Here is a 22,454-nt window from a genome sequence, read left to right on the forward strand (position 1 = left end):
GGTGGCGGAAGCCCGCCCCTGCGCGGACGGCGCGTTGAAGGCCGCATGCGGGCCGGCCCTTCGGCTCTTCGACGCGCAGCCGGCCATCACGGTGGCCTCACCGGTGACCGGCATGCTCGTCGGGCCGTCTCTCGCCGGCCTGCCGCGCGGACCGCGGGATCTCGCAGGCGTCCGTGCCGTGCGATCCGCCCACGCGCCGCGCGTACGAGCCGGCCGTGCCCGCGGACGGGGAGAGGCGTCCGCTCGCGGAGCCGGTGGCCGGCCGCGGCGGTCCGGGCCGGGCGGTCCGGGCGGGGCCGGCGGCACCCGGACCGGGCGCCGGCCGCAGGAGGAGTAACTTGATCGCCCCGGACCACCGGCGAGGAGGAGCGGCATGCGGCTGCGGTGTGCGGCGCTGGACGACTACCAGGGTGCGGCCGTCGGGGCCGCCGGCCGGGGGCCGGTCGCGAAGGACATCGAAGTGGTCTCGTACGAGGGTCACTTCGCCGACGAGGACAGTCTGGCCGACGCGCTCACCGACGCCGACACCGTGGTGACACCGCGGGAACGGGTGTCCGCCCCCGGGTCGCTGATCGCCCGGCTGTGCCCCGGCTGAGGCTGATCGTCGCCTCCGGCATGCGCAATTCGGTCATCGACTACGCCGCCGCCGAGGCGCACGGCGTCACCGTGTGCGGTACGGCCATCTCCCGCACCCCGCCCGTCGAACCGACCTGGGCCCTGCTCCCCGGCCTGGCACGCGGCATCGTCGAGGAGAACAACGGCCTGCGCGCCGGCTGCCCCCTGGCAGCGCACCGTGGGCGCCGACCTGCGCGGACGGCGCCTCGGGCTGCTCGGCCCGGGGAAGATCGGGAGCCGGGTGGCACAGGTCGGTCTCGCCTTCGGCATGCGCGTCGGGGTCTGGAGCCCGAACCTCACCCGGGAGCGTGCCGACGAGGTGGATGTGGAGTTCGCGCCGTCCAAGGAGGACCTGCTTCGCGAGAGCGACTTCGTCTCCGTGCACCTCGCGCTCGGCGAACGCGGCCGCGGCCTGCTCGGCGCCGCCGAACTCGCCCTGCTCAAGCCGACCGCCTGCCTGGTCAACACCTCCCGCGCGGCGATCGTCGACCAGGACGCCCTGCTCGCCGCGCTGCGCGAGGGCCGCATCGCCGGTGCCGGCGTGGACGTCTTCGACGTCGAACCGCTGCCCGCCGGCCACCCGGCGCGTACCGCGCCGCGTCTGCCGGCCACCCCGCACCTCGGCCATGTCTCCCGCGCCGACTACGCCGCGTACCACGGCCGGGCGATCGAGGGCATCCGTGCCCTCCTCGACGGCGCGCCGATCCGGCGCCTGCCCTGAAGGGGCCGGTGGCCGAGGGCCGGGGCAAAAGAAATCCCCCTCGCCCTGGGTGATCCGTGGCCGACCCATGACCCGTCGTGCGTCCTCGCGTTGGACGGGGAGCACGGCCGCGCCCCCTGCGGCCGTGCTCGTCGAATCAGAAGGAGGACGTGATACCGCGCACCGCGAAGGCTGCCCGCGTCGCACTCGGCACGGGTGCCGTGGCCCTGAGCGGGGCCGGTACGGCTCTGGCGGACGCGGGCGCCCAGGGCGCCGCCGCCCACTCCCCGGGAGTCCTGTCGGGCAACCTCGCCCAGACCCCGGTCCACGTGCCGGTCAACGTGTGCGGGAACACCGTCAATCAATGTCATCGGTGCGCTGAACCCGGCGTTCGGCAACACCTGCGTGAACGAGGACGGCCAGGGCCACAAGCACCACGAGAACCACAAGAGCGCGTACGGGAACTGATCCCCCTCACGCGTCATCAGCAGTGACGTCCGGAGCCCCGGCGCCTCGAGCGCCGGGGCTCTCGGCACTCCTGGCACCCTCCCCGAAACCCCGGCCCTCGGACTCGGCGGTGGGTCCACGGCGGTTGCCGCCTTGCGGGCCACATACACCTTATCGCCAGGATCGCCCACAAATGAGTGATTACGGGAAAAACGCGTGATTACTGGTAATCATGGACTGGTTCGCCGTCATCTCCCTTGCTCCGGAGCCGTCCATGCGCACTGCCCTCCCCACCGCCCAGGGTTCACTGACCACACAGCGCCACGGGTCCGCTTCTCCGCCGTCGGAGCGGGTGGAGGAGCGGAACCTGGCTTTCGAGGGCTTCGCGTACGGGTGCCGGATCATCCATCAGAGTGCTCCGCGAACGGCCCCGCTGCTGCTGCTCGGCGGATCGTCCCAGGACCGGTACTCCTGGCAGGCGCACGAGAAATGGCTGGCACCGTTGTGCACGGTGATCACCGTGGATCTTCCCGGATACGGCAGTGCGGACTTCCTGCCCTCCCACTACGGGATCGATTTCCTCGCCGCCGCGGTCCAGCACATGCTGGTGGAGACCGGGATGCCGCCGGTGAATCTCTTCGGCGGCTGCTTCGGTGAAGTCGTCGGCCTCCGCTTCGCGCAGCTGCATCCCGACTCCGTCCGTCGCATCGTCTTCTGCGGCGCCGCGATGCGTCTCCCCGACGTCTACACCGACGCGGTACCGCGTCTGTCGCAGGCGCTGGAACGGGGTGAGATCGAAGCGGCGGCCGGCGGCCTGGTGGAACTCTTCATGTCGAACCCGGGGGCCGGTCAGGTCCGCAGGCACGCGGCCGTCGCACGTCTCCTGCGTCACCAGTTCATGAACCAGACGCCGGAGGAGCTGAAGAAGGCGGTCGAGCACAACACGAGGCTGGTGACGCACGGCTGTTACGAGCCCCTGCCCGTCCCCGATGTGCCGACCCTGGTGTTCACCGGTGAATACGACACCCTGTGCACCCCCCGGATGGGCCGGGAGCTCGCCGCGACGATTCCGGCGGCGCGGTTCACGACGGTCAAGGAGGCGGACCATCTGGTCACCGTCGAGCGCAGGCAGGAGTCGTCGGACCTGATCGGCCGCTTCTGCACCGACCTCCCCATCGACGACCTGCCGTACTGCGCCCCCGTGGAGTCACCGGGCGCCGGCCTCGCCTGCGCGACGGCACACCGGTGACGGACACGACGAGTGGCCGGGACCCGTACCGGGTCCCGGCCACTCTCCCCCGTACGGGTGGTCCGACGCGGGGATGCCGACGTGAGGAATGCCGGGAAGGGGCACTCGGCCGTCGAAGACGTCAGGACTTCTCGTCCGGGAGGACAACGCTGTTGGTGCAGGAGACCTCGGCGTCCTCGCCGGAGCAGGTCTGCTCCGACTTGTTGACGAAGTGGATCGTCCCGTACTGGTCGGTCGTGATCTTCTGCTCGCTCACCTGCACGCAGCGAACGGTGCCCTTTTCGTCCTTGACGCAGTTGTCCGGGTCCTCGGCAGCGAAGGCCTGGACGGCACCGGCACCGATCAGCGCGAGCCCACCGAGGGCTCCCACCGCCGCTGCGATCTTGTTCGACTTCACCATCTACCTTTTTCCTTGGCGGTCAGCCCGCCGCGACTGAGCGGCGGAGCCGGTCCGGGCACCCGGACCGGTCAATGTGCCGGGCGGGCCCGGGGTTCGAACGCGTGGTTCGAACCCCGGACCCACCTGGAGCACCTGGCGGTGATCAGCCGCCGATGGCGAAGCTGGAGGTGCAGGAGACCGCGTTGGTCTCCTCGTTCTCCACGTTGCCGAGGCCCAGGATGCCGATCGCGAGGTTGATGTCGTCGATGTTGATGAGGCCCTGCTTCGAGTTGTCCTGGATGCAGGTCGTGGCCTGCGAGTTGCTGACCTCGACCTCCGGGCCGTCGTTGGCGTGACCGACACCGGCGCCGAGGAAGCCGGCACTGCCGAGCATGGCCATGACGACCGCAGCCTTCTGGTACTTGCGCATTACTTCTCCTTCTGATTTGACACGGTCCGTGATGGTCCGGTCACTCACAGTCGCTAATGTAGGCGACGATTACGGCAATTGGTAGATGAAACGCCGTGTCGCGCCTTTTTTTGAAACAAAGCACCACCGCACCCGGGCGGCGGAGGCCTCAGGCCTTCCTGCCACCGAGGACGGAGCCGTCCACGCAGGAGACCTCGGCACCCGAACCGGAGCAGGCCTGCTCCTGTTCGCCGGCGAAGCGGACCTTCCCCTGCGTACCGGCCGGGAGTCGGTACTCCCTCACCTGCTCGCAGCGAATGGCGCCCCTGCCGTCCCTGACGCAACTGCCGGAGCCCTCGACGCCGACAGCCTGGACGGCACCGGCGCCGATCAGGGCCACGCCGCCCAGGACCCCCGCCGCCGCCGTGATCTTCTTCGACTTGGACATCTGCCTTTTCCTTGACGATCACCCCGCCGCGACTCGGCGGCGGAACCGGTCCGGACACCCGGACCGGCCGACCCGCCGGGCGGGCCCGGAGCCCGAACGCTCGGTTCGAGCCCCGGGACCCACCCGGATCACCTGACGGTGATCAGCCGCCGAAGGTGAAGCTGGAGGCGCAGGCCACCGCGTTGGTCTCGGTGTTCTCCGCGTTGCCGAGGCCCAGGATGGCGCCGACGCCGGCGTTGACGTCGTCGATGTTCACGAGACCCTGGACGGAGTTGTCCTGGGCGCAGTTCGTGACCTGCTCGTTGCTGAGCTTGAACGAGGGGTCGTCTCCGGCGTGGCTGACGCCGGCGCCGAGGAAGGCCACACTGCCGAGCATGGCCATGACGACCGCGGTCTTCTGGTACTTGCGCATTACTTCTCCGATTTCACGAATCGACACAACCCGTGTTGGGTTGGTTACTGACAGTGGATAACGTAAGCGACGTTTGCGGCTTTGGACAGCCAAAACGCCCATCTGCGTAATTTTCTTGTGAATCTGCAGGTCGCAGGCCTGTCACGCGCGCGCCGGGCGGCCCTGGCGGCGGGTGTCCGCCCGGCTCGGTCACCTTCGGGTGGTCCCGGGACGAACACCGTGACCGAGGCGGGGTCCTCGCGTTGAGCGGGGCGTGCGGCGGCGTGTCATGCCGCCGTGCTCACCGGATCAGTAAGGGAGAACGTGATGTCTCGCATCGCGAAGGTCGGCGCTGTCGCTCTCGGCACGGGGGCCGTGGTGCTCGGCGGTGCCGGCATGGCCGCGGCGGACGCCGGCGCCGACGCCGTGGCGGCCCACTCGCCGGGGGTCGCCTCCGGCAACGTGGTCCAGGTTCCGGTGCACGTGCCGGTCAACGTGTGCGGCAACACCGTCGACGTCGTCGGCGCGCTGAACCCGGCGTTCGGCAACACCTGCGTGAACGGCGGCCACGCGGGCTGACGTCCGTCGCGACACACCCGAGAGCCCCGGCACACCCGAGCGCCGGGGCTCTCCCCGTGTACCGGTGACCGCCCTCAGGCGTACCGGTAGATCCGGCCGACGTCCTCCAGCTCGTCCGGTGTCACGTCCCACGGCGGCAGCTTCTCGTGCCGTGCCACGACCCGGCCGTGCTGCTCGTCGCCCCGGCCCGGCGGCGTGGCGGGAAGGTAGCGGGCTCCGCCGTGCCGGCGCTGCCAGCGGTACCACTGCAGGTCGACGAAGGCGTGGTGCAGCCAGAAGGCGGGGTCGTTAACGGAGGCGGCACCGAGCATGGCCCCGCCGACCCAGCGGTGCACCCGGTTGTGGTTGCGCCAGGAGGCACTGCCCCGGCCGGTGCTCCAGCCCTCCAGCCTGTTGCGGAATCCCCGCGTGACCGTCGAGTCCCAGGGCCGCACGTCGTAGACGGGGTCCTTCAGCGCCTGCTCCAGGTCGTTCGTGGTGGGCAGGGCGATCGGGTCGTGCCGGCGGCCGAGGTCCCGGGTCAGGAACGCCCCTTCGGTCACACCCACCTCGATGGCCCAGTTGCCCTCCCCGTACGCGAACGGCCCCGTCATCACCTGTTGGTCCGAGCGGCGCCCGTTGCCGCCGAGGAGGTCCGCCGTCCACGGTGCGGACGTGGTCGTGCGGTCACGGGTCCAGTCCCAGTACGGAAGGGTCACCGCCGGGTCCACCCGGCGCAGGGCGTCCTCCAGGTCGAGCAGGAACCGGCGGTGCCAGGGCAGGAACGAGGGCGCCATATGGGCGGTGCGCAGCCCGCGTTCGCCGTCGGAGGAGTAGTACGCGAGGTGCATCCGCACGAACTCGTCGTACTCGCCCCGCCGTTTGACCTCCAGCAGCGCCTTGACGAACCGTCGCCTCTCGGCCGCCGTGAGCGTGCCGGCGTCCTTACGCACGTACGCCATGCCGGTCCTCCCCGTGCGCGTGTCCCGCGCCCGCCGGTGCCGACGCCGCAGCACGCAGCCGCTCGCCGGGACCGAGCGCGTCGACGGCGGCGCGGGCGGCCTCGAGCGGTGTCCGGTAGGAGCAGTAGTGGTCGACCGTGCTCAGCCAGCCGCCGTCGGCGCGGCGCATCAGATGCAGGGGGCGGCCGTCCACCGTGACGTGCCACCGCCCGTCCTCGGCCGCGGTGCGCCCCGGCGCCCACACCCCCCGGATGCGACGGCCGCGATGGGTCTGCTCGAAGGCGGCACGGTCCGGCGCGTCCGTTGCCGCGGGTGCCTCGGGTCCGGGGCGCGGAGACCGGAAGGCGGCGAGCACCGGAGCCAGGGCGCCGGCGAGGACGCCGGCCCGCAGACCGCGTGCCACGTCCCGCCGTGTTCTGCCCCCCGGCCCGGGCAGCGCCGGGCCCGGCGCTGCGTCCTCGGCACCCACGGGTGCCGAGCCGATGGCGACGACCATGATCCACTCCTTGTTCGAACGGTTGCCGCCGCTCTAACCGCCGGACCTGCCACGTGGTCACCGCCGCGCGGCGAACGGGTGCACATACGAAAGTCGGCCCCCGGTCCGTACCGGGGGCCGACTTCGTACGGCGTGCCTCAGGCGTGCAGCCCCAGATCGCCGTGCACCGGCTTGGCCTGGTTCACCACGTCCGCCGCCTCCTCCGCGGTGCCGAACACCGAGGTCCGGGTCTCGTCGCCGCTCGACTCGCCCTGCGGCGACATGAGCTCGAAGGGGACCGCGGTGCGCGTGTTCAGGCCGGTGTCGAGGCCGGTGGACGCCAGGTCGATCTCCTGCGCGTACGCGGGCGCGGCCATGCCGGCGGCGATCAGGGACCCGGCAATGACGGCAGCAGCCTTCAGGGACTTCATCATGTTCCTTTCTTCGGCAACGCGCGTCGCCGGAGGGGGCTTTGTGTCGTCGTGCCTAACGATCCCCGGCCGGTGCGGAAACCGGGCGACCACGGATTGGCGAGTCGTCATATGAGATCAAACGGCAGGCAGCACCACCGGCGTCGGCGCGACGGTGGGCGCGGACGCCGGGATTCCCGGCCCGCCCGAGTGGCGCGGCGGGTCTTTGGCGCCGCGTTCTCACCCGTGTGGCCCTGTCCTGCCCGACGAGTGGGCGGGCGGGGAGTGTCTGTGCATCGCCCCGCGCAGAACCGACTTCACGATTCCAACACACTTGTCGGCGTTGATTGAGTTTCGGCAAATTTGTCCGGCTGATGGCTAGAGTTGCGCCGACGCGCCCCCGGAGGCGGACGCATCGCACTCGTCGTGCTGCCTGCTCATCCCGGTGGTCCTGCTCGTCGTCGCCGTCCTCAGGCACGGCTCCGACACCGGCGGCGCTGCCGGCCGCGGACGTCGTCCTCATCCATCCGGTCACCGCCATCCGTTCCGAAAGGCTCCGACGGTCATGCGCCATTCCCTGGGCCAGTTGCTCCGCCCTGCCACGGTGGGCGTCCTCGCACTTGTCGCGATGTGGGCACCCTGCGGCTCCCCGGCCGCCTCGCCGGTCACCTCCCCTGCCGCGGCGCCCGCGCCGGAGGCGAGCAGTCTCCCGTTCGACCAGCGGTATCACGCGCTCCAGCACGGAGGCATCGTGCGCGCGGCCAACTCCTCCGCCACCTGCCGCACGAACCGGCCCCCCGCCTGCACGGACGTGCAGGCGGGCGCGCAGGCGGTGAACGGCGACTTCGACATGTTCTACGTCGACGTCGACCGCGACCCGAACACCTACAACTCCTCCCGCTCGGAGGTCCGCCTGCCCTCCGGCTCCCGGGTGACGTACGCGCGCCTGTACTGGGGCGGCAACCTGCGCGTGGGCGAACAGAAACCGGCACAGGACAACGAGCGGGTGCTGATCGCCGAACCCGGCGGGGAGTACAAGGAGCTCCTCGCCGACACCGTCGTCGGACACCACGTGGCGGACGGCGCGGACGCCTTCCAGGCCTCGGCGGACGTGACCGGGCTGGTGCGCGACAGCGGGCCGGGCCTGTACACCGTGGCACAGGTCAACGTGGCCGCCGGCCGGTCGGCGGCCGGCGCGTGGGGCGGCTGGACCCTGGTGGTGGCGTACGAGAACCCGGCGGAGCCGCTGCGGCACCTCTCGCTCTGGGACGGCTTCGCGCCGCTGAAGTCCCGCACGGGCCCCGAGGTCGGGCTCGACGGTCTGGACCTCCCCGGTGGCACGGAGGGCCTGGTGGGGCTGGTCGCGTACAACGGCGACCGCGGCACCACCGGCGACTCGCTCACCGTGACCAGCGGCTCGCCCGCCTCCACCGCGGCGCTCGCCGACTCCGCCAACCCGGCCGGCGACGTCCTGAACTCCACCATCAGCGGGCCCGCCGGGGCCGCCCCGGCGCGGGTGCCGGCGTACTCCAACACCCTCGGCTACGACTCCGACGTGTTCACCCTCGGAAGTGGCCTGCTGCGCGCCGGCGACCGGGTGAGCCTCCTGCTCTCGTCCCGGGCGGACGCGGCCTGGGCCGGCGTGCTCTTCACCGCCCTCGACGCCCGGCGATGAACACGCCACCACCCGCCCCGGACGCCGTCGCGAGCGAGGAGTCCGTGCGCATGGACCTGTCCCCCACCGGCCGTCGGCCACGGGTGCTGCACCTCACCCAGCCGGTGGACGGCGGAGTCGCACGCGTGCTCACCGATCTGGTCCGTACGCAGGTGGCGGACGGCCTGGACGTCACCGCGGTCTGCCCCGACGGCCCACTCGCACTCCACCTGCGGGGGCTCGGCGCGCAGGTACGGAACTGGCGGGCGACGCGGTCGCCCGGTCCGTCGCTCGTGCGGGAGGTGGCGCACCTCGCACGGCTGATCGACGAGGTGCGCCCCGATCTGGTGCACGCGCACAGCGCGAAGGCCGGGCTCGCCGGGCGGCTCGCGGTGCGCGGACGGATTCCGACGGTCTTCCAGCCGCACGCCTGGTCGTTCGAGGCGGTGGGCGGAGCCACCGCGGCGCTCGCGCTCACGTGGGAGCGGTGGGGGGCGCGCTGGGCCGCACGGGTGGTGTGCGTGAGCGAGGCGGAACGGGCGACCGGCGTGCGCGCCGGGATCACCGGACGGTGGACCGTCATCCCCAACGGCGTCGATCCCGAGCGCTTCTGCCCGGCCGGCACCGACACCGTGCGCGCCGGGCTCGCCCAGCTCGCCGCCCTCCACCCCACGACGCCGCTCGTGGTCTGTGTGGGGCGGCTCTGCCGGCAGAAGGGGCAGGACGTCCTGCTGCGGGCGTGGGACGCCGTCGTGCGGCGGGTGCCCGCCGCACGGCTCGTCCTGGTCGGCGACGGGCCGGACCACGACCGGCTGCGCGCACGGGCCCCGGGGTCCGTGCTGTTCGTGGGAGCCGTCCCCGACACCTCGCCCTGGTACCAGGCCGCCGATCTCGTCGTCCTGCCCTCCCGTTGGGAGGGCATGGCCCTCGCCCCGCTGGAGGCGATGGCCTGCGGGCGTCCCGTGGTGGTCACGGACGTCGACGGCGCCCGCGAGAGCCTGCCGCCGTCCTTCGCCCCCCGTTGTCTGGTACCGCCGGAGAACCCGGAGGCGCTGGCCGGGGCCCTGTCCGGGCTGCTGCTCGACCCGCCGCTGCGTGAGTCGCTCGGTGACCTGGGCCGTCGGCACGTGCTGTCCGTCCACGACGTACGGCACACCGCCGCGCAGGTCGCCGACGTCTACCGCGACCTGCTCGGCACCCGGCCCTCCAGCAGGAGGGCACGTCCGTCCCGGGCCGTCGGGCGGGGCCGGGCCCGCGGCGCCGAGCGGGCGCGGCCGCTCGGCGCCGCGGGCTGCCGTGCCGAAACGGCGGACCGGACCGCGCAGCGCGTCGAGTCCACCGAGCCCACCGAGCTCACCGAGCCCACCGAGTACAGGGAGCCCATCCGCTCGTGACCGCCGAACGCACCGTGTCCTCCCCCGGCGTACCGCCGCGGGACCACGACTCCTCACCCGTTTCCGTCATGCCACCGCGCGGCGCCGCAGACGGGTCGCGGTCGCCCGTCCCGCGGTCTGTGGCTCGGCCGGCTTCGCCCGTCCCGCTGCTCCTCGCGGACTCCGCCGCCGCCCTGTTGGGCACGCTGGCGCTGTCCGGCACCCAGCGGCACTCCCCGCTCGTCGTCCTGCTGATCGCCGCGTCACTGCTGCTGCGCCCTCGCGGCGGCCGGTGGCCGGGGCCGGGGCTGCTGGACGAACTGCCCGCCGTGTGCGGCCGTGCCGCGGTGGCCTGGCTGGCGCCCGCGGCGCTCTGGGCGGCGTACCGGCCGGAGCAGGCGTTGTCCGCCGGCACCGTGCTGACGGGCCTCGTCCTGCAGTCGGCGGCCGGCTGCGCGCTGCGCGCGGCCGTGCACGGGCGGCGGCGCGCGGCGCTGCGGCGCCACCCGCACGCGGCGCTCGTCGTCGGCCCGGCGGCGACCGCGCAGCGCGTGGCCGCCGCTCTGCTGCGGCACCCGCGGTGCGGCGTGCGGCCGGTGGGGGTGGTCGCCGAGCAGCCGGACGGCACCGAGGGCCTGCCGGTGCTGCGCACCGGTGAGGAGGTCGAGCGGGCGGTCATCCAGAACGGGGTGCGGGCCGTGCTGGCCGTCCACCCCTCGGTACGCGCCGGGCAGGGGCCGCTGCTGCGCGCACTGGCCGACTCGGGCTGCGTGCTCTGGGAGGTCGACGCCGACTCCCCCGCGTACCCGGCTCAGGAACGGCTGGCCGGGTTCCCGTGCCGTCGCCTGGACCTGTCACCGGCGCGCCGCGGCAGTGCGGGCAAGCGCGTGCTCGACATCCTCGTGTCGGGGGCGCTGCTGCTGCTGGCCGGTCCGCTGCTGCTGGTGTGCGCGCTGACGCTGCGGCTCAGTGACGGGCCGGGCGTGGTGTTCCGGCAGGAACGCATCGGCAGGAACGGCGAGCCGTTCACGCTGCTGAAGTTCCGTACGCACCGGCCGGTCGACGAACACGAGTCGGCGACCCGGTGGAGCGTGGCCGACGAGAACGAGATGCGCCGGTTCTGCCGCATGCTGCGGCGCACCTCGCTCGACGAACTGCTCCAGCTGTGGAACGTGCTCCGCGGCGACATGAGCCTGGTCGGGCCGCGTCCCGAACGCCCTTATTTCGTCTCGCAGTTCAGCCAGACCTATCCGGGTTACGCGGCCCGCCACCGGATGCGGACCGGTATCACCGGCCTCGCCCAGGTCCAGGGGCTGCGCGGTGACACCTCGATCGAGGACCGCTGCCGGTTCGACAACGCCTACATCGACGACTGGTCGCTGTGGCAGGACGTCTGCATCCTGCTGCGCACCGCGGTCACGCTGGTCCGTCCGACGGGGAGCTGACCGACGTGAGTTCCGCCCCCGCAGCACTCCCGCGCCGGGCCGCCGGGCTGGTGCCGGTGCTGCCCCTGGTGGCTCTGCCCGCCCTGCTGGCCCTGCCCCTGACCTACGACGGAGCGGGGCCCGCGGACGTGGTCTCCGCCCTGGTGGTGGTGTACTGCGTGATCCTCCTGCTGCGTGAGCGGCGGCGCCCGCTGTCGCCCGCCGCGGCCGTGGTGCTGGGCCTGCCGGTCGTGGGGCTCGCGCTCGCCGCGATGGGGGCGTCCTCGCCGGAGGCCGGGTTCACCGGTCTGGGCCGCTACCTGCAGGTCTTCGTGCTCGTCCCGGCGGCCGTGCTGGTCCTGGTCCGTGACCGCACCGGCTTCCGGGTGCTGGCCTGGTCGTTCGTGGGCCTCGCGCTGTGGCAGGGAGCCGTCGGCGTGCACCAGTACGCCACCGGGACCGGCGCCTCCTACCGGGGCGAGGACATCCGGGCGGTCGGCACCTTCGGCGCCCACGACGTGATGGGCATGGCGACCGCGGTCTCCCTCGGCCTGGTGTGCGCGGTCGGGATCGCGCTGGGCCGGACAGCCGTGTGGCAGCGGACGGCGGCCACCGGATGCGCGGTGGCGCTGCTGCTGCCGCTCGCCCTCTCCTTCAGCCGGGGCGCCTGGATCGCGACCGCCCTGACGTGCGCCGTGCAGCTGGTCCTGGCCGGGCCGCGGCGCGCGTTGAAGGTGGGCCTGGCCGTGGCCGCCGCGGGCGTAATCCTGACCGGCGGGTTCGGCATCGGCACGGCCCAGTTGCAGGAGCGGATCGACAGCATCGCGCGGGTCGGCGACGCTCCCGACCAGTCCGTCGTGGACCGGTACGCCCTGTGGGCGGCCGCCGGCGGCATGTGGCGCGAGCAGCCGCTGACGGGCGTGGGTCTCAAGGACTTCCCCGAGTACCGCGACGGGCACGCCACCCTGGCGCTGTCCTCGGGCAGTGACGTCGGGGGCGCGGGGACGGAGTACCGGAAGCAGGCGCTGCTCTCGCCGCACAGCATGTACCTGCTGGTGCTGAGCGAGCAGGGCCTGATCGGGCTGCTCGCACTCGCCGGCGGCTGGCTGACGCTGCTGGTGTGCGGGCTGCGGAGGCTGCTGCGCGTCCGCAGCGGCCGGCCGGACCCCGGCCGTGGGCCCGGACCCGGGCCCGACTGCGGGCTCGTCGCCTGCGGGCTGCTGATCTGGCTGCTGACCGACTTCGTGTACGGCGACATCGGCGGCCCCTCGACGATGCTGGTCGCCCTGGGCCTCGGGCTCGCGGCGTGGTGGGCACTGGCCCCCGGCGAGCGGGAGGACGTCGTGCCGTCGGGCGCGGTGGCGGAGCGTGTCGAGGGGGCCGCGACGCGATGACGGTGGTGCCCTCGCAGAGCCCCGTACCCGACTCGGACACCGACACCGACGGGGCGGTGACCGTGCCCGCGGCGCGGGCCGCCACGCCCGCCGGGAACGGCGCCGACCCGGGCTCGGCCCCGGCCTCCCGGAAATTCCTCGCCCGGGCCGCGCTCGTCACGGCGGCGCTGTCCATCGCCGGTTCCCTGCTCGGCCTGGTGCGCGACCAGTCGCTGGCGCGTCTTTTCGGTGCCGGCAGCGACACGGACGCGTTCCTGGTCGCGTGGACCGTGCCGGAGATCGCCGCCACGCTGCTGATCGAGGACGGGCTGGCGATCGCGCTGATCCCGGCGTTCAGCATGGCGCTGGCCCGACGTGCCCGGGGCGAACCGGGCGACCCGGTCCGCGCCCTGGTCGCCGCCACGCTGCCCCGGCTGTGCCTGGCCTTCGCCGCGACGGCCGCCCTGGTCGCCGCCGTGGCGCCGTTCCTGGTCCGGGTCCTCGCGCCGGGCCTGCCCGACCCCCGGCTGGCCGTCGACTGCACCCGGCTCACGGCGATCAGCCTGCTGGCCTTCGGGATCGCCGGCTACTGCAGTGCCGCCCTGCGCGCGCACCGCCGCTTCGCCGCGCCCGGGGCCATCTACATCGCCTACAACACCGGCATCATCGCCGCGATGTTCCTGCTCGGCCGCACGTGGGGCGTGCGCGCCGCCGCGGCCGGGGTCGCGGTGGGCGGCTGTCTGATGGTGCTGGTGCAACTGCCTTCGCTGTGGCGGCAGCTGGCGTCCCGCACGCCGGCCGCCGTGGAGGGGGCGGCGGGTGACGCGCAGGAGCGGCCGGTACGGCTCGCCCTGATCGCCGCCGTACTCCTCTTCGCGCTGTGCCGCCAGTCGCAGGTCCTGGTCGAACGCTTCCTCGCCTCCTCGCTGCCCTCCGGGGCCATCTCGCACCTGAACTACGCGCAGAAGGTCGCCCAGATCCCGATGACACTGTCGCTGATGGTGTGCACCGTCACCTTCCCCGTGGTGGCACGGGCGCTGGCGGACGGGGACACCGAACGCGCCCGCGACCGTGTGGAGCGGGATCTGGTGCTGTCCTCCTGTGTGGTGCTGACGGGCATGGGAGCGGTGATCGCCTGCGCCCCGCAGATGATCGAACTGCTTTTCCAGCGCGGCGCGTTCACCGCGGACGACACCGTGGCGACCTCGGACGTCATGCGCGTGTACGCCCTCGGACTGCTGGGGCAGACCCTGGTGGGGGCGCTGGTGCGCTCGTACTTCTCGGCGGGCCGGCCCAGCTGGTACCCCCTCGCGGTGATGGGCGCGGGCATCGCCGCCACGTCGGTGATCGGCGCCGTCGCCGTGCGCCCCTGGGGGGTCGCGGGGATCGCCGCCGCCAACGCGTTCGGCATCACCGTCACGGCCGCCCTGCTGCTGACCGGTCTGCGGGCGTCCCGGCGCGGCAGCCCTCACGGTGTCCGCCTGCGGGTCCGGCCGGTCCTGGCCGAGCTGAGCAGGCCCGTACTCGCCGCCGTCCTCGCCACCGCCGCCGGGGCGTTCGCCGCGAGCCGGTTCGCGTCCCCGGTGGCGGGGCTCGCGGCCGGCGTTCTGAGCGTGACCGGCGTCTTCGTCACTCTCTCCCTGGCCCTGGGCGTCCAGGGCTCCGCATCCGCCGTGCGCTCCGTACGCACCGTCACACGAAGGCTCACCCATGGCCGCTCCCGTTGATTCCGTCGGTTCCGCGAACCCGGCCGACTCCGTCGACTCCGTCGATTCCTTCGACACCGGCAGACGTCCCGCCGCGCCCCCGGGCCCTGTCCCATGGGTGGCGATGTACCACTCGGTGGACGACTGCTCGGACGATCCGTACCGCATCACGGTCACGCCCGAGCGGCTGGAGGGGCAGCTGGCCTGGCTGCGCCGGCGGGGGCTGCGGGGTGTGTCCGTGGCGGACCTGCTCTGCGCCCGCGCCCGGGGCGCCGGGCGGCGCCTGGTCGGGCTGACCTTCGACGACGGGTACGCCGACTTCGTCACCGACGCCCTGCCGCTGCTGCGCCGCTGGGACTGCGGCGCCACGCTCTTCGTCCTGCCCGGGCGGCTCGGCGGCGACAACGCGTGGGACCCGCTCGGCCCCCGCAAGCCGCTGCTGACCGCGGACGGCATCCGGTACGCGGCGGCCGAGGGAGTGGAGATCGGCTCGCACGGGCTGACCCACATCGATCTCACCCGGGCGGACGACCTCGCCCTCACCACCGAGGTGACCGAAAGCCGCGAGCGGCTGGCGGAGTTGACCGGCGCCCGGGTCGACGGCTTCTGCTACCCGTACGGCGCGGTCGACGCCCGCGCCGTACGGGCCGTGCGGGAGGCGGGCTACGCCTACGCCTGCGCCATCGACCCCGGCCCGCTGACCGGCCCGCACGCCCTGCCGCGTGTGCACATCGGCCAGAACGACACGGCCTGGCGCCTGCGTCTGAAGTACCGGCTGCACCGGCTGCGCCGGCGCCCGGTGGAGGGCCTGTGACATGAGGGCCCTGCACATCATCACCGGCCTCGGCGTCGGCGGGGCCGAGCAGCAGCTGCGTCTGCTGCTGCGGCACCTGCCCGTCGACTGCGACGTCGTGACGCTCACCAACCCCGGTGCGGTCGCCGAGGGTCTGACCGCCGACGGTGTCCGCGTCACGCATCTCGGCATGGGCGGCAACCGTGACGTGACCGCACTCCCGCGGCTGGTCCGGCTGATCCGCTCGGGCGGCTACGACCTGGTGCACACGCACCTGTACCGGGCCTGCGTCTACGGCCGGCTCGCCGCGCGCATCGCCGGGGTCCGCGCGGTCGTCGCCACCGAACACTCCCTGGGCGACTCGCAGATGGAGGGCCGCAGGCTGACGGCGGGGGTGCGCGCGCTGTACGTCTCCAGCGAGCGGCTCGGCTCGGCGACGGTCGCCGTGTCCCCGGCGGTGGCCGACCGCCTGAGGCGCTGGGGCGTGCCCGCTCCCCGTATCGAGGTCGTCCCGAACGGCATCGACCTGGACCGCTTCCGCTTCGAGGCGGAGCGTCGCGCGCACACCCGCCGCCGTCTCGGCCTGCCGGAGGGGGCCTTCGTCGTGGGCGGCGTCGGCCGGCTCACCCCCGGAAAGCGGTTCGACGTCCTCGTCCACGCGCTCGCCCGGCTCCCGGAGGACCACTGGCTGCTGCTGGTGGGCGGCGGCCCCGAGGAGCACGCCCTGCGCCGCACGGCCCGTGCGGCCGGCGTGGCCGACCGGGTCCTGTTCACCGGCGAACGCCCCTACGTTCCGGACGGCTCCCCGGGACCCGACCTGCCGTCGCTCACCTCGGCGATGGACGTGCTGGCGTCCCCGTCCCTGGAGGAGGCCTTCGGCCTGGCGGTCGTGGAGGCGCTGGCGTCGGGCCTGCCCGTGGCCTACGCCTCCTGCCCGGCGATCGAGGACCTGCCGCCGTCGCCCGCGGCCGGTGCCCGGCGCGTGCGGGGCGGCCCCGAGGCGTACGCGCGGGCGATCGCCGAGGTCCGGGCGGCGGGCCCGCTGCCGCGCACCGCCCCGCAGGTCGCGCACCGCTACAGCATCACCCGCAGCGCGGACCGGCTCATGGACGTGTACGCGGCGGCTGTCGCCCGTCCGTCGTCGTTCCCCTCCTCTTCCTCTTCCTCTTCCTCTTCGGGAGCAAGCTCCTCATGACCGACACTCCGACCCTCCGGCTCCGTCTGTTCCTGGCCCGTGCCAGGAGGCTGCCGGCCTGGTCCGTGATCGTGGCCGGCACTCTGGCCGGCTGCCTGTCCGGCGGCGCGTACGGCCTGTTCACCTCCACGACGTACACGGCCACCAGCTACGTCGTCGCCGTGCCGACCTCGCAGTCCACCCCGGAATCCGCCCGCGGGTTCGCACAGGCGTACGGACGGGTGGCCACGCAGCTCGCGGTGCTCGGGGACGCTCAGGTGTGGGCGGGCGTGCCGGTGCGGACCCTGCAGGACAGCGTGCGCACGGCGACCTCGCCGGACGCGCCGATGGTCGCCGTCTCGGCCACCTCCTCGCGCCCCGACCTCGCCGTCGACATGGCCAACGCGGTCTCCAGCGCACTGACCCGGCACGCGGACGCCACCAGGAGCAGTACTCAGGTCCGGCTCGTGCAGTTCTCGCGTGCGGTGAAGCCGAGCAGGCCGACATCCGCCTCACCGGCGTTGACCGCCCTGGTGGGGGCGAGCGCGGGCGGCCTGCTGGGCGGAATCGCCCTGCTGGCCCGGCCGCGGCGGACCGGCGGGGACGACGCCCCCGTCCCCGCCGCCTCGGTGCCCGGCCCCGCCCCCGCCGCCGATGCGCGCGGACAACGGTGACGACGGTGAGCCCGGCCGGGCCGGCGACGGCTGGGGCGGGCGCGCTCAGGGGCGCGTCGGCGGGGGCGCGGTCACCAGTCGAAACGGAGGCAGAACTTCCCGCCGAGCCAGAACTCCACCCTGCTGCCCAGATCCAACGGCGAGCAGTCCTCCTCGGGCAGCGGTACGGCGGGGACGGGTGGCACGGACGGGGTGGGCGGGACGGGCGGGACGGGCGGCACAGGGGCGAGTACCGGGGGCACCGAAGTGCCGCGCCCGAAGAGGACGGACCGGTAGACGCGGGACGAGGCAGGGTTTCCGTCGCACCGCCACACACCGTGCGGGCAGTAGTCGGACAGCGTGTTGTACAGCGGCTTGTGCTGGTCCATCCAGGCAAGCATGCGCCGCATGTAATCGGGATTGTCACCGTTGTGGAAAAGCCCCCATTCGGCATAGGAGACGGGTTTTCCGTGGGCTTTCGCGAAATCCACGTGCGCCTGCAGCCCGTAGGGCTCCTCGACCTGTTCGTCGAAGGGCATTCCGGCCGGCTGGTCGTAGGAATCCATACCGATGATGTCGACCGTGTCGTCCCCCGGGTAGCACTCCGTCCAGGCAACGTCGTCCCGGCCGCGGCTCGGCGTGAAGTCGAACCTGAACTTCTGGCCCGGCACCGCACGCATGGTGGTGACGATCCTGTTCCAGTACGTCTTCCAGGCCTCCGGGTCCGGCCCGCAGCGGTGGGTGTACGTGATGCCGTTCATCTCCCAGCCGAGCACGAGGATCGTGTCCGGCACCTTCAGCCGGACCAGCCGTTCGGCCAGCGCGCGGAAGTGGTGGTCGAACTCCCCGGCCGCGCCCCGCCGCAGCAGCTCCCGCACCTCGTGGTCCGGGACACCCGCCTCGTTGCGCTCCTGCAGGGGCACGTTGAGGACGAGCATCCGGTCGGCCTTCTCGTTGCGCCAGCGCGCCCACGACTCGAGGAAGCCGATGTCGCCCTCGATGTCGCTCCAGTGGTTGCCGGGCAGGTAGGTGTGGCCGACACGGAGTTCGGCGCCGCCCAGCCAGCGGCTGAACTCCCGGATCCGGGCCACACCCCGCTCGTCGGAGCCGAGGAAGGCGCCGAAGGGCGGGCCCTGCGCGCCCGGCACCGGGGCGGCCGGGGGCACGCCGCCCGGGACCGCCGGTGCGGGGAGCGACGGCCTCGGGATCAACGGGGCGGGGACCGACGGGACGGGGACCGACGGCACGGGGAGGGGCCGCTGTGCGAGGTCCGGGAAAGCGGCCGCGGACGCCGTGGGCTCCGGCGCCGGAACGCGGGGATCGCCGGCGCTCGCCGCCCCTGCCGCGGGTCCGGACGCCAGGGTGGCCGACAGGGCTATCGCCACCGCGCCCACGACCAGCCCGCGAACCCGGACACGTTCGTGCTGTGGGGCCATGCCTGCTCCTGTCTTCGCTCTCGTCTCCGGCCTTCCGGCCTTTCGCCTGTCCGTCCTTTTGACCTTCTGTCCCTGGGCTCGCTGTTGACGAACAGTCATCCGAAAGTCAGTCACAAGAATTCCCCCGGCGCCACTGCCACTGCGGCTTTCGAGTGCCATGCTCGCCCGTGCGGGTGAGCGAATTCAAAAAGAAAGAGAGAGTTCGTGCCGTTGCTCGACACACGTGTCCCCGCCGTGATTCTGCGGGTCGACCGAAATCCCTTCCATCACGGAACGCTCGGGGCCGTGCGCTCGCTGGGCAGGGCGGGAGTGGAGGTGCACGTCGTCGCCGACGAGTCCCGAAGCCCCGTGCGCAGCTCGCGCTACGTGCACCGGCTGCATCCCCCGCCGCTGCCCGGAGCGTCCCCGGACGACGTCCTCGCCGTACTGCGCCGCGTCGCCCGGCACATCGCGCGGCCCGCCGTCCTCGTCCCGATGGACGACGCGAGCGCGATCGCCGCGGGACGCCTGCGGGACGCTCTCGCCCCCTCCTACCTCCTGCCCAAGATGCCGGGCACGTTGCCCGAACGCGTCGCCGACAAGGCGGAACTGGCGGCCGTGTGCGCGTCGGCGGGCCTTCCGCACCCCACGACACTCGTCCCCGACAGCCCGCAGCGGGCCGCCGACGACGCGACGCGGCTCGGGCTGCCGGTGGTGGCGAAGTGGAGCCGGCCCTGGCTGCTGCCGGCCGGCAGCGGACTGCGCAGCACACTGCTGGTGCGCTCCGCGCAGCAGGCCCGGGAGCTGTACCTGCGCACCGAGGAGGCGGGCAGCCCGCTCCTGCTGCAGGCGTACCTGCCGCCGGGCCCGGACCGGGACTGGTTCTTCCACGGTTACGCCGACCGGTCGGGTGCCGTGCGCGCCGGCGGACCGGGCGTCAAGCGGCTGGCCTGGCCGCGCGGCGCGGGACTGACCGCGGTGGGCAGCTGGGCCCCCAATCCGCAACTGCGCGCCCTGGCCGAGCGGCTCACCGGCGAACTGGGCTACCGCGGCGTCTTCGACCTCGACTTCCGCCGCTGTCACGCGACGGGCCGCCACCACCTGCTCGACTTCAACCCCCGCCCCGGTGCCCAGTTCCGGCTCTTCGAGGACAGGGCGGGACTGGACGTCGTACGCGCCCTGCACCTGGACCTGACGGGCCGCCCGCTGCCGGACGGGGGCCCGGTGGCCGGGAGGACGTTCGTGGTGGAGAACTACGCGCCGCTCGCGGTGCTGCGTGCGGCGCCGGGTGGACGCGAACTGGCCTGGTACGCCCCGGACGACCGCGGTCCCGGACGGGCGATGTGGTCCCTGTGGGCCCGTCATGTGTCCGGCCGGCTGCGAGAGCGGCTGGGCTCCGGCGCGGCGGCACCGGCACTCCGCCGGATTCCCCGGGCGGCCTCCCCCTCCCCGACCGACAACGAGAAAGCGAGCAGTTGATGATGTACGACCTTGTGGTGGTCGGCGCCGGTCCGTACGGTCTGTCGGTCGCGTCCCACGCGGCGGCCGCCGGGCTGAACCTGCGCGTGTTCGGCCGGCCCATGGCGTCCTGGCGGGACCACATGCCCGGGGGCATGTTCCTGAAGTCGGAGCCCTGGGCGTCCAATCTCTCCGATCCGGGCGGACGCTGGGGCCTGGCCGCGTACTGCGAGGAGCAGGGACTGACGGCACGTCACGCCGAGCCGATTCCGGTGGCGGAGTTCGCGTCGTACGGCCTGTGGTTCGCGCGCCACGCCGTACCGGACGTGGACGAGCGCATGGTGACCCGGGTGTCGTCGGGCCCGCACGGCTTCACGGTGGCGACCGCGGACGGGGAGGCGCTGCAGACACGGACGGTGGCGCTGGCGGTCGGGGTGATGCCGTTCATCGAGGTCCCGTCCGCCCTGCGCGGACTGCACCCGTCGCTGGTGACGCACAGCAGCCACCACAGCGGCCTCGACCAGTTCCGCGGCAAGGACGTCACGGTGATCGGCGGCGGCCAGGCGGCCCTGGAGACGGCGGCGCTGCTCGCCGAACAGGGCACGCGCGTACGGGTGCTGGCGCGGGCGGAGCGGCTGGTGTGGAACGATGTTCCGCCGCCCTTGGAGCGCCCCTGGTGGCAGTCGGCCCGCTCCCCGCACAGCGGTCTCGGCCCCGGCTGGCGGAACTGGTTCTACGCGGAGCGTCCCGGCCTCTTCCGGAGGCTGCCGCAGCCGACCCGGGCCCGCATCGCGGCGACGGCGCTGGGGCCGGCGGGCGCGTGGTGGGTGCGGGAGCGGGTGGAACGCGCGGTGGAGGTGCTGCCGGGCCACAGGGTCACCGCGGCCTGCGCGGTGCCGGGTGGTGTACGGCTGGACACGATGAACGGTGAGGGCACCGCGGGTGCCCTGGAGACCGAGCACGTCATCGCGGCCACGGGGTTCCGGGCGCAGCGCGAGAGGCTCGGCATGCTCTCCGCCGAGCTGCGCGGGGCGCTGGCGGTCCTGCCCGACGGCTCCCCGGCGACCGGGCGCGGCTTCGAGTCGTCCCACCCCGGTCTGTTCCTCGCGGGCCTGGTGACCGCCTCCGGGTTCGGTCCGGCCATGCGCTTCGTCCACGGCGCGACGTTCACGGCGCCCGCCCTCGTCCAGGGAGTACGCCGTCGGCTCGGTGCGCCTCCGCCGCGCGGGGCGGCGGTCCCCGTTCCCGGAGGCAGCAGCCGGGCCGAGTCCCCGACACCGGTGAGCGGCTGACGGAGCAGCCCCGGGACCGGTCCGGGCCACCTCGAACGGTGGCCCGGACCGGTCCCGGGGGCGTGTGCGGCCGGACGGGCCGTCGGAGCCGGACGGGAGGAGGTCCGGCTCCTGGAACCGCTAGCCGCGGGCGGCGCGCGCGCGGCGGTACAGCAGCGCCCCGCCCACGAGCAGGCTCGCCCCGGCGGCCGAGGCCGCCAGCACGCTGTCACTGCCGGTCTCGGCCAGGTGGGGCGGCTCCTCGCCGGTGGCCGGGGGCGGCGTGTGGGTCTCGTGCGTGGGCGGGGTGTGCGTACGGTCGGGCGGGGACAGCGGCGTCTTGACCTCGGGCTCGTCGGGCTCGTCCGGCCCGTCCGGCGTGTACCCGTTGCCGCAGTCGTTGCCGTAGGCGGAGTTGAGCACCCCGATCACGTTGACGGCGTTGCCGCACGCGTTCACCGGCGCGTGGACCGGAATCTGGATGAGGTTCCCGGACAGCAGGCCGGGGGAGTTCTCGGCGACTCCCTCCGCGTACGCGCCACCGCCACCGGAGCGGTCCCGCGAGGTGCTGGAGGCCTGCTGATCGGAACTGTCGTCCTGGTGCGAACCGTTGACGCACGTGTTGTCGTAGGCGGAGTTGAGCACCCCGACCACGTCGACGGAGTTGCCGCACGCGTTCACCGGCACGTGGACCGGCGCCTGGACGTTGTTCCCGGATGCCACGCCGGGTGAGTCCTCGGCGACTCCCTCCGCGTACGCGCCGCCGCCGGAGCGGTCCTGCGGGGTGCTGGAGGCCTGCTGATCGGAACTGTCGTCCTGGTGCGAACCGTTGACGCACGTGTTGCCGGACGCCTCGTTGAGCGCGGAGGCCGCACCGATGGTGTTGCCGCACGCGTTCACCGGCACCTCGATGGGTGCCTGGACGTTGTTACCGGACAGCATGCCGGGAGAGTTCGTGGCGGCTCCCTCCGCGTGGGTGTCGGCAAGGGCGGGGGCGCCGTACAGCGAGAGAATGCCCGTGGCGGCGGCCGCCGCGAACGCTCCCCTGCTCAGGGTCTGTCGCAATGTCGTGGTCTTCCTGCTTGAAGAGGTGGAAAGCCGGCCCGGGCACGGAGAT

General features: G+C 73.3%; 21 protein-coding genes and 2 pseudogenes. 14 read left to right on the forward strand and 9 right to left on the reverse strand.

Translation table 11 applies throughout. The features are described 5' to 3' along the window. The first annotated feature begins 373 nt into the window (after positions 1-373). The 3 genes and pseudogenes from ACWZEH_RS11400 (at position 374) to ACWZEH_RS11410 (ending at position 3,011) form a co-directional block, all read left to right on the forward strand. Positions 374-1,336 (forward strand): annotated as a pseudogene (locus ACWZEH_RS11400) (D-2-hydroxyacid dehydrogenase family protein). Between the two features lie 152 nt (positions 1,337-1,488). Continuing rightward, positions 1,489-1,783 (forward strand): annotated as a pseudogene (locus ACWZEH_RS11405) (chaplin). 253 nt (positions 1,784-2,036) lie between these two features. Then, the gene (locus tag ACWZEH_RS11410; protein WP_456197960.1) at positions 2,037-3,011 is read left to right on the forward strand and encodes an alpha/beta fold hydrolase; all 975 of its coding nucleotides are present in this window, start codon (positions 2,037-2,039) and stop codon (positions 3,009-3,011) included. Positions 3,012-3,132: 121 nt separating this feature from the next. On the opposite strand, the gene ACWZEH_RS11415 is transcribed toward ACWZEH_RS11410, so the two are convergent. The 4 genes from ACWZEH_RS11415 to ACWZEH_RS11430 all read right to left on the reverse strand — a co-directional run bounded on the left by ACWZEH_RS11415 (position 3,133) and on the right by ACWZEH_RS11430 (position 4,659). After that, positions 3,133-3,411 (reverse strand): hypothetical protein, encoded by a 279-nt coding sequence (locus tag ACWZEH_RS11415; protein WP_456197961.1) that lies wholly within the window; start codon positions 3,409-3,411, stop codon positions 3,133-3,135. Positions 3,412-3,553: 142 nt separating this feature from the next. Then, the gene (locus ACWZEH_RS11420; RefSeq protein WP_456197962.1) at positions 3,554-3,820 is read right to left on the reverse strand and encodes a hypothetical protein; all 267 of its coding nucleotides are present in this window, start codon (positions 3,818-3,820) and stop codon (positions 3,554-3,556) included. A 148-nt stretch (positions 3,821-3,968) separates the two neighbouring features. Next, entirely contained in the window at positions 3,969-4,247 is a 279-nt protein-coding gene (locus tag ACWZEH_RS11425) for a hypothetical protein (protein ID WP_456197963.1), read from the reverse strand. Positions 4,248-4,389: 142 nt separating this feature from the next. After that, the gene (locus ACWZEH_RS11430; protein WP_266081413.1) at positions 4,390-4,659 is read right to left on the reverse strand and encodes a hypothetical protein; all 270 of its coding nucleotides are present in this window, start codon (positions 4,657-4,659) and stop codon (positions 4,390-4,392) included. Between the two features lie 306 nt (positions 4,660-4,965). On the opposite strand from ACWZEH_RS11430, the gene ACWZEH_RS11435 reads away from it, so the two are divergent. Next, complete coding sequence (locus ACWZEH_RS11435; protein ID WP_456197964.1) at positions 4,966-5,217, forward strand: chaplin family protein; 252 nt, start codon at positions 4,966-4,968, stop codon at positions 5,215-5,217. Positions 5,218-5,291: 74 nt separating this feature from the next. Here the strand turns inward: ACWZEH_RS11435 and ACWZEH_RS11440 are convergent, their stop codons facing one another. The 3 genes from ACWZEH_RS11440 to ACWZEH_RS11450 all read right to left on the reverse strand — a co-directional run bounded on the left by ACWZEH_RS11440 (position 5,292) and on the right by ACWZEH_RS11450 (position 7,064). Then, on the reverse strand, positions 5,292-6,158 hold the full coding sequence (locus tag ACWZEH_RS11440; RefSeq protein WP_456197965.1) for a tyrosinase family protein: 867 nt from the start codon (positions 6,156-6,158) through the stop codon (positions 5,292-5,294). Continuing rightward, the gene (locus ACWZEH_RS11445; protein WP_456197966.1) at positions 6,142-6,654 is read right to left on the reverse strand and encodes a tyrosinase family oxidase copper chaperone; all 513 of its coding nucleotides are present in this window, start codon (positions 6,652-6,654) and stop codon (positions 6,142-6,144) included. Before ACWZEH_RS11445 ends, ACWZEH_RS11440 begins: the two co-directional genes overlap by 17 nt. Before the next feature lie 137 nt (positions 6,655-6,791). Beyond that, positions 6,792-7,064: a hypothetical protein gene (locus tag ACWZEH_RS11450; RefSeq protein WP_456199544.1), complete on the reverse strand. Its 273-nt coding sequence runs from the start codon at positions 7,062-7,064 to the stop codon at positions 6,792-6,794. Positions 7,065-7,608: 544 nt separating this feature from the next. Here ACWZEH_RS11450 and ACWZEH_RS11455 point away from each other — a divergent pair. The 8 genes from ACWZEH_RS11455 to ACWZEH_RS11490 are packed head-to-tail and all read left to right on the forward strand — an operon-like array spanning position 7,609 to position 17,214. Further along, positions 7,609-8,718, forward strand: a complete 1,110-nt coding sequence (locus ACWZEH_RS11455; RefSeq protein ID WP_456197967.1) for a DUF3344 domain-containing protein — start codon at positions 7,609-7,611, stop codon at positions 8,716-8,718. 50 nt (positions 8,719-8,768) lie between these two features. Next, complete coding sequence (locus tag ACWZEH_RS11460; RefSeq protein WP_456199545.1) at positions 8,769-10,091, forward strand: glycosyltransferase; 1,323 nt, start codon at positions 8,769-8,771, stop codon at positions 10,089-10,091. After that, entirely contained in the window at positions 10,088-11,515 is a 1,428-nt protein-coding gene (locus ACWZEH_RS11465; RefSeq protein ID WP_456197968.1) for an exopolysaccharide biosynthesis polyprenyl glycosylphosphotransferase, read from the forward strand. Before ACWZEH_RS11460 ends, ACWZEH_RS11465 begins: the two co-directional genes overlap by 4 nt. Before the next feature lie 5 nt (positions 11,516-11,520). Then, the gene (locus ACWZEH_RS11470) at positions 11,521-12,888 is read left to right on the forward strand and encodes an O-antigen ligase family protein (protein WP_456197969.1); all 1,368 of its coding nucleotides are present in this window, start codon (positions 11,521-11,523) and stop codon (positions 12,886-12,888) included. Then, complete coding sequence (gene murJ, locus ACWZEH_RS11475; protein ID WP_456197970.1) at positions 12,885-14,594, forward strand: murein biosynthesis integral membrane protein MurJ; 1,710 nt, start codon at positions 12,885-12,887, stop codon at positions 14,592-14,594. The genes ACWZEH_RS11470 and murJ overlap by 4 nt, the downstream gene beginning before the upstream one ends. Further along, entirely contained in the window at positions 14,578-15,387 is an 810-nt protein-coding gene (locus tag ACWZEH_RS11480) for a polysaccharide deacetylase family protein (RefSeq protein ID WP_456197971.1), read from the forward strand. The genes murJ and ACWZEH_RS11480 overlap by 17 nt, the downstream gene beginning before the upstream one ends. Before the next feature lies 1 nt (position 15,388). Next, positions 15,389-16,561, forward strand: a complete 1,173-nt coding sequence (locus tag ACWZEH_RS11485) for a glycosyltransferase (protein WP_456197972.1) — start codon at positions 15,389-15,391, stop codon at positions 16,559-16,561. Then, on the forward strand, positions 16,558-17,214 hold the full coding sequence (locus ACWZEH_RS11490; protein ID WP_456197973.1) for a YveK family protein: 657 nt from the start codon (positions 16,558-16,560) through the stop codon (positions 17,212-17,214). Before ACWZEH_RS11485 ends, ACWZEH_RS11490 begins: the two co-directional genes overlap by 4 nt. A 71-nt stretch (positions 17,215-17,285) precedes the next feature. Here the strand turns inward: ACWZEH_RS11490 and ACWZEH_RS11495 are convergent, their stop codons facing one another. Continuing rightward, positions 17,286-18,629 carry a glycoside hydrolase family 26 protein gene (locus tag ACWZEH_RS11495; protein ID WP_456197974.1) on the reverse strand — a complete coding sequence of 448 codons (1,344 nt, stop codon included), beginning with the start codon at positions 18,627-18,629 and terminating at the stop codon, positions 17,286-17,288. Between the two features lie 204 nt (positions 18,630-18,833). Between ACWZEH_RS11495 and ACWZEH_RS11500 the strand changes: the two genes are divergently transcribed. Both ACWZEH_RS11500 and ACWZEH_RS11505 read left to right on the forward strand, forming a co-directional pair. Further along, a complete protein-coding gene (locus ACWZEH_RS11500; RefSeq protein WP_456197975.1) occupies positions 18,834-20,087 on the forward strand; it encodes a carboxylate--amine ligase in 1,254 nt (417 codons plus the stop codon). 2 nt (positions 20,088-20,089) lie between these two features. After that, on the forward strand, positions 20,090-21,358 hold the full coding sequence (locus ACWZEH_RS11505) for an FAD-dependent oxidoreductase (RefSeq protein ID WP_456199547.1): 1,269 nt from the start codon (positions 20,090-20,092) through the stop codon (positions 21,356-21,358). Positions 21,359-21,478: 120 nt separating this feature from the next. On the opposite strand, the gene ACWZEH_RS11510 is transcribed toward ACWZEH_RS11505, so the two are convergent. Then, positions 21,479-22,402: a chaplin gene (locus ACWZEH_RS11510; RefSeq protein WP_456197976.1), complete on the reverse strand. Its 924-nt coding sequence runs from the start codon at positions 22,400-22,402 to the stop codon at positions 21,479-21,481. Positions 22,403-22,454 lie beyond the last annotated feature (52 nt).

The sequence above is a fragment of the Streptomyces yamdrokensis genome (assembly GCF_053890455.1).